The sequence below is a fragment of the Pseudomonas sp. PHC1 genome (genome assembly GCF_046487845.1).
GTDB classification, from domain to species: Bacteria; Pseudomonadota; Gammaproteobacteria; order Pseudomonadales; family Pseudomonadaceae; genus Aquipseudomonas; species Aquipseudomonas sputi.
On the sequence record NZ_JBJXHJ010000002.1, the window covers coordinates 512783 to 523079 of the forward strand.

The window sequence follows — 10297 nt, forward strand, 5'->3', positions numbered from 1 at the left end:
TCGGCAAGGGACGAGCGGCTAGCAATGAAGGAAAAAAAGCAACTCTATTACTTCTGTTAACAAGAATTACTTGCAATAATGCACGCCACTTTTGTTCTCGGCCTCACGAGGCCGGGAAGAGCATCACCGTTTTTCTATCTCAGGTCCGGCCAGCATGACACGCATTCAAAACTCCGCTTCGCCAACCAACCGACCTCGCGCCTGGAGCGCCGTGGCTGCCCTGCTGCTCAGCCTGATGCTGGCGCCGGTTGCCGCCTTCGCTGACACACAAGCCCCGGCCGCGCCAGCCGCCACCGAGCAGAGCGCTCCGGCCGCCGCACCTGCCGCGACCGATCCGGTGCAGGCCGTAGACACCAGCGCCGCCGACGCACCGCAAGTCCTCGAAGCCGACAACAGCCTGGGCATGGCCCACGATCTGTCGCCATGGGGCATGTACCAGAACGCCGATGTGATCGTTAAAGCCGTGATGATCGGCCTGGCCATCGCCTCGATCATCACCTGGACAATCTGGATCGCCAAGGGCTTCGAGCTGATGGGTGCCAAGCGTCGTCTGCGCGGCGAGATTGCCGCCCTGAAAAAAGCCGCCACGCTCAAAGAGGCCAGCGCCACCGCCGCGAAGGAAGGCACCCTCGCCAACCTGCTGGTACACGACGCGCTGGAAGAAATGCGCCTGTCGACCAACGCCCGCGAGAAAGAAGGCATCAAGGAACGCGTCAGCTTCCGTCTCGAGCGTCTGGTGGCCGCCTGTGGTCGCAACATGAGCAGCGGCACCGGCGTCCTCGCCACCATCGGTTCCACCGCACCGTTCGTCGGCCTGTTCGGCACCGTGTGGGGCATCATGAACAGCTTCATCGGCATCGCCAAAACCCAGACCACCAACCTTGCTGTCGTAGCACCGGGTATCGCTGAAGCGCTGCTGGCCACCGCGCTGGGTCTGGTGGCCGCGATTCCTGCCGTGGTCATCTACAACGTGTTCGCCCGCTCCATCGCCGGTTACAAGGCTCAGGTGTCCGATGCGTCGGCTCAGGTGCTGCTGCTGGTCAGCCGCGACCTCGACCACCAGCCTGAGCGCAACAGCTCGCAACCGCACATGGTGAAAGTGGGGTAATCGGCCATGGGCCTGCATTTGAAAGAAGGCGCAGACGACGATCTGGCCGAGAACCACGAAATCAACGTCACGCCGTTCATCGACGTGATGCTGGTGCTGTTGATCATCTTCATGGTGGCCGCGCCGTTGGCCACCGTAGACATCAAGGTCGACCTGCCTGCCTCGACCGCCAAACCGGCGCCGCGGCCCGAGAAACCGGTGTTCCTCAGCGTGAAGGCTGACCAGCGCCTGTTCCTGGGCGATGACGAAGTGAAAGCCGAAACCCTCGGCGCCGCACTCGACGCCAAGACCCAGGGCAAGAAAGACACGACGATCTTCTTCCAGGCCGACAAAGGCGTGGATTACGGCGACCTGATGGGCGTGATGGATAACCTGCGCGCTGCCGGTTACCTGAAGGTTGGCCTGGTCGGGCTCGAGAGCGCAGTCAAGAAATGATCACCACGCGCCATAAGCTGACGCGTTACAGCGGTAGCCTGGCCGTGGTGCTGGGCGTTCACGCGCTGGCCATCGCGCTGGCGCTGAACTGGACCGCCCGCCCGCCCATCGAATTGCCGCCGCAGGCAATGATGGTCGAGCTGGCACCGGTTCCAGCCCCGCCACCGCCCGCACCGCCGAAAGTCGTCACACCACCGCAGCCACCGGCTCCGGTTGAAGAACTGCCGATCCCGAAACTGGCCGAAGCACCAAAAGCCGAGATCGCGGTGCCCAAACCCAAGCCCAAGCCGAAACCCAAACCGCCGAAGCCGATCGAGAAGAAACTGCCCGATCCGCCGAAGGAGAAGCCGTCCGAAGAGAAGCCGGCCGACACCCAGCCAACTCAGGCCCCGACGGAGAAATCCGCCCAGCCGGCACCGGGCCCGTCGCCTGCACAAATGGCCGCCAAGGCCAGCTGGCAAGGCGCCTTGCTTGCGCATCTGGCCAAGTACAAGAAGTACCCGGCCAGCGCTCAGGCACGGGGCAAGGAAGGCTTGAACCGGTTGCGTTTCGTGGTCGATGGCGAAGGCAACGTGCTGTCGTTCGAACTGGTGGGCCGCTCCGGCAACGCTGATCTGGACCGGGCCACCCTGGAAATGATCCGCCGCGCCCAGCCGCTGCCCAAGCCACCGGCCGATATGCTGACCAATGGCGCGATCGAAATCGTTGCGCCGTTTGTGTACTCGCTGGAACGCCGCCGCTGATCCGCGCTCGCGGAGCTCGGCTTGATCCAGCCAAATAGGCACCGAAAGGTGCCTTTTGCTTATCCATCCGCGGCAAACCGGCATTGCCCGGTGTCGCATTCATCACTCAGTCTGATAACGTGCGTCTATCGATTGCAGCCGGTATGCTTGGCCCGCATCTTCATGGACGCTTGCTATGACTCTCACAGAATTACGCTACATCGTTACCCTCGCCCAAGAGCAGCATTTCGGCCACGCGGCCGAGCGTTGCCACGTCAGCCAGCCGACCCTGTCGGTGGGCGTGAAAAAGCTTGAAGACGAACTCGGTGTGCTGATTTTCGAGCGCAGCAAAAGCGCCGTGCGCCTGACCCCGGTCGGCGAAGGCATCGTCGCCCAGGCGCAGAAAGTGCTGGAGCAGGCCCAGGGTATCCGCGAACTGGCCCAGGCCGGCAAGAACCAACTGACCGCCCCGCTGAAAGTCGGCGCGATCTACACCGTCGGCCCGTACCTGTTCCCGCACCTGATTCCGCAACTGCACCGGGTCGCCCCGCAAATGCCGTTGTACATCGAAGAAAACTTCACCCACGTGCTGCGCGACAAACTGCGCAACGGCGAGCTCGACGCGATCATCATCGCCCTGCCGTTCAACGAAGCCGACGTGCTGACCCTGCCACTCTACGACGAGCCGTTCTACGTCCTGATGCCGGCCCAGCACCCGTGGACGCAAAAAGAATCCATCGATGCCGCCCTGCTCAACGACAAGAGCCTGCTGCTGCTCGGCGAAGGCCACTGCTTCCGCGATCAAGTGCTGGAAGCCTGCCCGACCCTGACCAAGGGCAACGACGGCGCCAAGCACACCACGGTCGAATCCAGCTCGCTGGAAACCATTCGCCACATGGTCGCGTCCGGTCTGGGCATCTCGATCCTGCCGCTGTCGGCGGTGGACAGCCATCACTACGCCCCGGGCGTGATCGAAGTGCGTCCGCTGTCGGCACCGGTGCCGTTCCGCACCGTGGCCATCGCCTGGCGCGCCAGCTTCCCGCGGCCGAAAGCCATCGAGATCCTCGCCGACTCCATTCGCCTGTGCTCGGTCGCCAAGCCAGCCGCACCGGTCACGGCCGGTTAAGCCAGCGTCATGACGGAGCTGTCGCAGGTCTCGGTCACCGCACTCAAGGGTGTCGGTGAAGCCATGGCCGAGAAACTGGCCAAGGTCGGTCTGGAAAACCTCCAGGACGTACTGTTCCACCTGCCGCTGCGCTATCAGGATCGCACCCGCGTGGTGCCGATCGGCGCGTTGCGGCCGGGACAGGACGCCGTGGTCGAAGGCACCGTCAGCGGCGCCGACGTGGTCATGGGCCGACGCCGCAGCCTCGTCGTGCGCTTGCAGGACGGCACCGGTGGCTTGAGCCTGCGCTTCTACCACTTCAGCAACGCGCAGAAAGAAGGCCTCAAACGTGGCACGCGGATTCGCTGCTACGGCGAAGCCCGGCCCGGCGCCTCGGGACTTGAGATCTACCACCCGGAATACCGCGCCATCAACGGTGACGAACCGCCGCCGGTGGATGAAACCCTGACCCCGGTCTACCCGCTGACCGAAGGCCTGACCCAGGCACGCCTGCGCCAGTTGTGCATGCAGACGTTGACCCTGCTCAAGCCATCCACCCTGCCCGACTGGCTGCCGACCGAACTGGCCCGCGACTATCAACTGGCGCCGCTGGCCGATGCGATCCGCTACCTGCACAACCCGCCCGCCGATGCCGACGTCGACGAACTCGCCCTCGGCCATCACTGGGCCCAGCATCGCCTGGCTTTCGAAGAACTGCTGACCCACCAGCTATCGCAGCAGCGCCTGCGCGAAAGCATGCGCGCCCTGCGCGCGCCGGCGATGCCGAAAGCCACCAAACTGCCGGCGAAATACCTGGCCAACCTCGGCTTCAACCCGACCGGCGCTCAGCAACGAGTCGGCAACGAAATCGCCTACGACCTCAGCCAGCACGAACCGATGCTGCGGCTGATTCAGGGCGACGTCGGCGCGGGCAAAACCGTGGTCGCCGCCCTCGCTGCGCTGCAAGCGCTGGAAGCGGGCTATCAGGTCGCGCTGATGGCGCCGACCGAGATCCTCGCCGAGCAACACTTCATCACCTTCAAGCGCTGGCTCGAACCGCTGGGCATCGACGTGGCGTGGCTGGCCGGCAAGCTCAAGGGCAAGAACCGCGTGGCCGCGCTGGACCAGATCGCCAGCGGCACGCCGATGGTGGTCGGCACTCACGCGCTGTTCCAGGACGAAGTGCAGTTCAAGAACCTCGCGCTGGTGATCATCGACGAACAACACCGCTTCGGCGTGCAGCAACGTCTGGCGCTGCGGCAGAAAGGCGTCGGCGGGCGCATGTGCCCGCATCAACTGATCATGACCGCCACGCCGATTCCGCGAACACTGGCGATGAGCGCCTACGCCGACCTCGACACCTCGATCCTCGACGAATTGCCGCCCGGCCGAACCCCGGTCAACACCGTGCTGGTCACCGACACCCGTCGCGTCGAAGTCATCGAGCGGGTGCGCAGCGCCTGCGCCGAAGGTCGACAGGCCTATTGGGTGTGCACGCTGATCGAAGAGTCCGAAGAGCTGACCTGTCAGGCCGCCGAAACCACGTTCGAAGACCTCACCGCCGCACTCGGCGAGCTTAAGGTCGGGCTGATCCACGGCCGCATGAAACCTGCCGAGAAAGCCGCCGTCATGGCCGAATTCAAGGCCGGTAACCTGCAACTGCTGGTCGCCACCACCGTGATCGAAGTCGGCGTCGACGTGCCCAACGCCAGCCTGATGATCATCGAAAACCCCGAGCGCCTGGGCCTTGCGCAACTGCACCAGTTGCGCGGTCGTGTCGGCCGGGGCAGCGCGGTCAGCCATTGCGTGCTGCTCTACCATCCGCCGCTGTCACAGATCGGCCGCCAGCGCCTGGGCATCATGCGCGAGACCAACGACGGTTTCGTCATCGCCGAAAAAGACCTCGAACTGCGCGGCCCCGGCGAAATGCTCGGCACCCGCCAGACCGGCCTGCTGCAATTCAAGGTCGCCGACCTGATGCGCGACGCCGATCTGTTGCCCGCCGTGCGCGATGCCGCCCAGGCTTTGCTAGAACGCTGGCCCACCCACGTCAGCCCGTTGCTCGATCGCTGGCTGCGACACGGGCAGCAATACGGCCAAGTGTGAGCACCGTCGCAGTTTCTGACAGCTCGTTCGAACCAAGCTGGTTATACTCCTGCAATTGTTTCAAAAACGGATACAGACCATGACCGAAGCTGCTCTCGCCCCCGAATCCCCGCACGCTCCGTCTGTTATTCGGCTGCTGCTCAACAAGCTGGGCGTCGCCTACGAAGAAGTGCTCGACCACCACGGCCTCAACGCCTCGCGCAAAGTGCAGGCGGTGTTGCTGGACGACGCGGTCGGTGCGCTGATGGTGCTGTTTCCACAGAGCCAGTTGCTGGATCTCAACCGCCTCGCCGAGCTGACGGGCCGTCGCCTGACCGCCGTGTCCACCGAGCGCCTGGAAAAGATGCTCGGCAAACACAGCCTGAGCCTGCTGCCGGGCCTGCCGGCGCTGACCAGCTCGCCGTGCCTCTACGAAGAAAGCCTGCTGCGCGAGCCGAAGTTGCTGATCAACTCCGGCGAGCCGGGCCTGCTGCTGGAAATCGCCAGCGAAGACTTCAAGACCATGCTGACCAAGGCCAGCGCCGCCAACTTCGGCGAAGCCCTGAGCAGCATCCGCCCAAACCTCGACCGCCCGGACGATGACCGCGAGGAAATCACCCAGGCCGTGCAGGCGTTCACCGCGCGACGCATCCAGCAACGTCTGGAAGCGACCATCGAGATTCCGCCGCTGGCCGAAACCGCGCAAAAAATCATCAAGCTGCGCGTCGACCCGAACGCCACCATCGACGACATCACCGGCGTGGTCGAAACCGACCCGGCGCTGGCTGCGCAAGTGGTGAGCTGGGCGGCGTCGCCGTACTACGCCTCGCCGGGCAAGATCCGTTCGGTGGAAGACGCGATCGTCCGCGTGCTGGGCTTCGACCTGGTGATCAACCTGGCGCTGGGCCTGGCCCTCGGCAAGACCCTGAGCCTGCCGAAAGACCACCCGCAACACACCACGCCGTACTGGCAGCAGTCGATCTACACCGCCGCCGTCATCGAAGGCCTGACCCGCGCCATGCCGCGTGCCCAGCGTCCGGAATCCGGCCTGACCTACCTCGCCGGCCTGCTGCACAACTTCGGCTACCTGCTGCTGGCCCACGTGTTTCCGCCGCACTTCTCGCTGATCTGCCGCCACCTGGAGGTCAACCCGCACCTGTGCCACAGCTTTGTCGAGCAACACCTGCTGGGCATCAGCCGCGAACAGATCGGCTCCTGGCTGATGCGCTACTGGGACATGCCGGACGAACTGGCCACCGCCCTGCGCTTCCAGCACGACCCGAACTACGACGGCGCCTACGCCGAATACCCGAACCTCGTCTGCCTGGCCGTGCGCCTGCTGCGCAGTCGCGGAATCGGCTCCGGCCCGGATGAAGACATTCCGGATGCGCTGCTGGAGCGTGTTGGCCTGACGCGCGACAAAGCCAATGACGTGGTCAGCAAAGTGCTTGAGGCGGAAGTGTTGTTGCGTGAACTGGCTTCGCAGTTCAGCCAGGCTTAAAGCATTCTTCGGAACGTCAACCAGGGCCTGTCTTGATTGCAGATAGGGCCCTGGCTCCACAGATTTCGGCCACTTTGCCAGCAACGACAGCAAACAAGCGCCCTGCTATGATTTGACGGCATTCAGAGGAATTTCCGATGACCCAAACAGATGCTGTCAGCGTTGCAAGCGAAGTGCGCAAGCTTGCCAAAGACAACAAGGTTACAGCCAGTCGTGACGGCATGAGTCGTATGGCCGTGGGGATTACCCGCTTGTCTGGCGATGTCGTCGAGCTGGATGGCATCGAACAGTTGCTCGTCAATCTCAAGCGAAAAGGCGTTCTGAGCAAATCTGAAATCCTGGCGCTCCAAGGGCGCTATCTTCAAGAAAGGCGCGCACAGAAACGTAGCGCATGACTTTTGATCCGTTCGGCGACTTCGACACGGCTGGATATCTTCAAAACTCGCTGCAACTGAAAGATCCCGTTGAAGTAAAAGAGTCAGAGCATCTTTCGTTCGAATTGAGTATCGAAGAGGCGCTTGCCTATCTGGCCAAGAAAAAGCCAATCGATTACCAGACTGTACTCAAGGTTCACGAAATCCTGTTCTCCGGCTTCTATCACTGGGCAGGAAAAGACCGAAACGAGCTTGTCCCCCACCTGGCAGTCTTCAAGGGCTCTCTCGACGACCCTCGCAGCACCGTCTTCGAGCGCCCGGACTCCATCAAAATGTCTGTCGACTATGCGCTCAAGCTCGCATCAGACAAAAAACGCTTCAGAGACCATCCCGGTGGAGTGATGGGCCAACTGGCTTTCGCACACCCCTTCCTGGACGGCAATGGACGCGCGATTCTATTGGTCTTCATGGAACTCTGTTATCGAGCCGGGTTCGCCATCGACTGGTCAAGAACAAACAAAGACGACTACTTGCGGGCCCTCAGCGACGAGATCCGAGAGCCGCGCGAAAGGCATCTCGATAACTACCTCAACCCGTTCGTAGTCGATATATCCAGTCGTGACGAATGGCCAGAGACCATTAGTGGCATCCGAGGCCTGGATGGCCTGGACAAGGAAGACATCACTTACGAGAACCTGGACAACCCGCAAGTCCAGCAGATCTACAAGACATACCGGGCCCAGCCCCTGGACGCCGAGCCTCCCGAGCCCGAAAGCTGAAAAGGCAGGCCCGTCCCGACAAGCTGCCTGAAAGCCCTATGACTTCGGCTTGGCCTTCCGCAGCTTCAAATACTTCATCAACCCCTGAAACCACATCACCAGCGCCGGATTGCCCTTGAGCTGGATCGACTTGTCCTGAATCCCCTGCATGAACGCCAGCTGCTTGTTCTTCGCCTGCATCGTGGCAAACCCGAACGCCGCATCCTTGAACGCAATCGCAAACGCCGGCTCCGCCACCACCCCGGACTTGCTGGTAATGCGCTGGCCTTTCACCACGAAATGCCGCGCCACCTTCCCGTCCAGAGTCTGCAGCTGAAACACCAGATCCTTGTCACCCAACTGCTGCTGGAACGCAGGATTTGTCCGACTGGCCTTACCCATCAACAGACCCAGCATCCACAGAAGAAAACGAAATTTCATGCGCACAGCCTCAAAAGGAAAATGAACGGCTGGGGGAGTGTAAGGGATTCGGATGGATTCGCCACTATCCAAGACTGATAGAAGACGATGCAGCGCTTTTCCTGCCAGATGACTACCAAGTCACGAATTCCAGCCCCTGAACCCGATCGTTCCCACGCTCTGCTTGGGAATGCATCCCGTGACGCTCCGCGTCACACCATCCTCCCGTCCTACACCTGAAGAAACGCATTCCTGTAGGAGCTGCCGATAGCAGTGGTTTCTTGTTCCTCTACCCCGCAAATCCTTGGGAAATGTCCTTCAAACTGCGGTGCTGTCCATGAACTAGGCGTGCTTGGGGTTCATCGATAACCTCTTAACCGCAAACACATGCGCCGGCATCCCCGTCTCGATCTCGAATGCCTCCAACGGACAATTCGCATCGCGCAATTTCAGCCACGCGCGTTGCGACTCTTTAACCTTCGCCGCGTACTCCGCGCCCAATGCCGGATCTGCTCGATAGTCGGTCTCAAGCCGCGCCATCAATTGCTTGTAGCTGACGTTCAGCTGCGTATCGGCAGCCTTCTTCGCCGCCTCCGAGCAGGGCACCATTTCCAGGCTTGAGGTGACATGGCTGCAGTCATCCTGCGCGTACACCGCTGAAAAAGGCAGCAGCACGGCCAGCAGGGTAAAAACAAAACGTTTCACTGTGTTCTTCCTTGAGTCATTCAGGCTTTGCGTTTGGCGAACCGGGTGACGCATTGCTTGGGTATGTTCATTTCCCAATAGGTGCTGAGCAACGCTTTACGCTTTTTGTCGACGCGCAAATTAACGAAACCATCGCCGCAGTCTGGCTGCAACTCTTGGAAGGTGCCGGTTTTGGCTTGGTAAATGAACACCCGGTAATAGTGGTAAGTGCCCATGCCGTCATCGAGTTGCCAGATCGCGAAATCCTTGGCGCCGTCGAAATTGAAATCATCGAACTGCACATGGAGTTCGTTTTCAGCTTGAAAATCGATTGTCCGCGACTCGTTATTCGTTTCGCCTTTGACCGCGATGTTCAGCGTGGAGCCTTCGAGAACCAGCGTTGCTTCGACGCCTTTGGTTGGGCTGAACGTAGTGGTTTCGGCTAACACCGGCATCGCCCACAGCAGACCGAGCATTGATACTGCTAGCGTTTTTGATCTCATGTATCCGCCCTACTCCCACTTGCATCCGGACTCCAAAGAGGAATCGACGCTGGTGTTATTTCCAAAATAGTAAACCTTGCCGTTGGACTTCTTCGTGTACGTCATCGAGACGATCTGCGTTCCTTGAGTCACGAGCTCGTAGATCCCTGAGACCTTGCCGCTGATGACTTCAGACCAGCTTCTGGTGCTCTGCCAAGGGACGTCGGCGCCGAGCATTTCGTTCTGGGTATCCGTCAACACAATGGAAATTGGCTCGCTGGACTTGGCGTACTTGACGTAGCCGCCAGACCATTTGCTGGAAGCGTCGTAAAAGGTTCGGAATTCGAACTTCACCGGACTGGTTTCAGAGCGTTCGAAGCAGAGTGATTCGCTGGTGACTGCGCTGTGGGCGGCGTAAGGAAATAACGCCCAAAAACCAAAATATGACTTTTTCATATTTATCGAAACTCGTTAACCACGGACGTTTTCTCAAAAAACCAATGTAGCGCTGCTATAAAAAAGTGGACGGCGGGCTCAACCGGTCAACGCAACGTACACTTTTCGTTCGTTGATTGGAGCAGATTAAGAAATGGCACGTAGCGAGAGATATGGATTTTCCGCTG

The 10297-nt window shown here is 60.8% G+C and carries 12 protein-coding genes; 8 read left to right on the top strand and 4 right to left on the bottom strand.

Annotated elements, in window-relative coordinates:
- Positions 1-154 precede the first annotated feature (154 nt).
- From exbB to ACKJSM_RS05015, 8 genes are all read left to right on the top strand, one after another.
- Entirely contained in the window at positions 155-1108 is a 954-nt protein-coding gene (exbB, locus tag ACKJSM_RS04980; RefSeq protein ID WP_236179682.1) for a tonB-system energizer ExbB, read from the top strand.
- A gap of 6 nt (positions 1109-1114) precedes the next feature.
- Complete coding sequence (gene exbD, locus ACKJSM_RS04985; RefSeq protein ID WP_236179683.1) at positions 1115-1543, top strand: TonB system transport protein ExbD; 429 nt, start codon at positions 1115-1117, stop codon at positions 1541-1543.
- On the top strand, positions 1540-2286 hold the full coding sequence (locus tag ACKJSM_RS04990) for a TonB family protein (RefSeq protein WP_236179685.1): 747 nt from the start codon (positions 1540-1542) through the stop codon (positions 2284-2286). Before exbD ends, ACKJSM_RS04990 begins: the two co-directional genes overlap by 4 nt.
- Before the next feature lie 175 nt (positions 2287-2461).
- On the top strand, positions 2462-3391 hold the full coding sequence (locus ACKJSM_RS04995) for a hydrogen peroxide-inducible genes activator (RefSeq protein ID WP_064379831.1): 930 nt from the start codon (positions 2462-2464) through the stop codon (positions 3389-3391).
- A 9-nt stretch (positions 3392-3400) separates the two neighbouring features.
- On the top strand, positions 3401-5476 hold the full coding sequence (gene recG / locus ACKJSM_RS05000; protein ID WP_410236796.1) for an ATP-dependent DNA helicase RecG: 2076 nt from the start codon (positions 3401-3403) through the stop codon (positions 5474-5476).
- Positions 5477-5555: 79 nt separating this feature from the next.
- Entirely contained in the window at positions 5556-6956 is a 1401-nt protein-coding gene (locus ACKJSM_RS05005) for an aminoacyl-tRNA deacylase and HDOD domain-containing protein (RefSeq protein ID WP_236179689.1), read from the top strand.
- 137 nt (positions 6957-7093) lie between these two features.
- On the top strand, positions 7094-7351 hold the full coding sequence (locus ACKJSM_RS05010; protein ID WP_039765180.1) for a hypothetical protein: 258 nt from the start codon (positions 7094-7096) through the stop codon (positions 7349-7351).
- Positions 7348-8109 carry a Fic/DOC family protein gene (locus ACKJSM_RS05015; protein ID WP_339486389.1) on the top strand — a complete coding sequence of 254 codons (762 nt, stop codon included), beginning with the start codon at positions 7348-7350 and terminating at the stop codon, positions 8107-8109. The genes ACKJSM_RS05010 and ACKJSM_RS05015 overlap by 4 nt, the downstream gene beginning before the upstream one ends.
- Positions 8110-8145: 36 nt before the next feature.
- On the opposite strand, the gene ACKJSM_RS05020 is transcribed toward ACKJSM_RS05015, so the two are convergent.
- From ACKJSM_RS05020 to ACKJSM_RS05035, 4 genes are all read right to left on the bottom strand, one after another.
- Complete coding sequence (locus tag ACKJSM_RS05020) at positions 8146-8529, bottom strand: SCP2 sterol-binding domain-containing protein (RefSeq protein WP_236179700.1); 384 nt, start codon at positions 8527-8529, stop codon at positions 8146-8148.
- Positions 8530-8850: 321 nt separating this feature from the next.
- Positions 8851-9213, bottom strand: coding sequence for a lysozyme inhibitor LprI family protein (locus ACKJSM_RS05025; protein WP_410236798.1), 363 nt, complete (start codon positions 9211-9213; stop codon positions 8851-8853).
- A 20-nt stretch (positions 9214-9233) separates the two neighbouring features.
- The gene (locus ACKJSM_RS05030) at positions 9234-9695 is read right to left on the bottom strand and encodes an XAC2610-related protein (protein WP_410236799.1); all 462 of its coding nucleotides are present in this window, start codon (positions 9693-9695) and stop codon (positions 9234-9236) included.
- Positions 9696-9704: 9 nt separating this feature from the next.
- Positions 9705-10130: a hypothetical protein gene (locus ACKJSM_RS05035; RefSeq protein ID WP_236179723.1), complete on the bottom strand. Its 426-nt coding sequence runs from the start codon at positions 10128-10130 to the stop codon at positions 9705-9707.
- Positions 10131-10297 lie beyond the last annotated feature (167 nt).

What these genes read in the sequence shown, in the direction of transcription:
- exbB (WP_236179682.1), top strand. Translation starts at nt 155, where the DNA reads ATGACACGCATTCAAAACTCCGCTTCGCCAACCAACCGACCTCGCGCC.
- exbD (WP_236179683.1), top strand. Translation starts at nt 1,115, where the DNA reads ATGGGCCTGCATTTGAAAGAAGGCGCAGACGACGATCTGGCCGAGAAC.
- ACKJSM_RS04990 (WP_236179685.1), top strand. Translation starts at nt 1,540, where the DNA reads ATGATCACCACGCGCCATAAGCTGACGCGTTACAGCGGTAGCCTGGCC.
- ACKJSM_RS04995 (WP_064379831.1), top strand. Translation starts at nt 2,462, where the DNA reads ATGACTCTCACAGAATTACGCTACATCGTTACCCTCGCCCAAGAGCAG.
- recG (WP_410236796.1), top strand. Translation starts at nt 3,401, where the DNA reads ATGACGGAGCTGTCGCAGGTCTCGGTCACCGCACTCAAGGGTGTCGGT.
- ACKJSM_RS05005 (WP_236179689.1), top strand. Translation starts at nt 5,556, where the DNA reads ATGACCGAAGCTGCTCTCGCCCCCGAATCCCCGCACGCTCCGTCTGTT.
- ACKJSM_RS05010 (WP_039765180.1), top strand. Translation starts at nt 7,094, where the DNA reads ATGACCCAAACAGATGCTGTCAGCGTTGCAAGCGAAGTGCGCAAGCTT.
- ACKJSM_RS05015 (WP_339486389.1), top strand. Translation starts at nt 7,348, where the DNA reads ATGACTTTTGATCCGTTCGGCGACTTCGACACGGCTGGATATCTTCAA.
- ACKJSM_RS05020 (WP_236179700.1), bottom strand. Translation starts at nt 8,529, where the DNA reads ATGAAATTTCGTTTTCTTCTGTGGATGCTGGGTCTGTTGATGGGTAAG.
- ACKJSM_RS05030 (WP_410236799.1), bottom strand. Translation starts at nt 9,695, where the DNA reads ATGAGATCAAAAACGCTAGCAGTATCAATGCTCGGTCTGCTGTGGGCG.
- ACKJSM_RS05035 (WP_236179723.1), bottom strand. Translation starts at nt 10,130, where the DNA reads ATGAAAAAGTCATATTTTGGTTTTTGGGCGTTATTTCCTTACGCCGCC.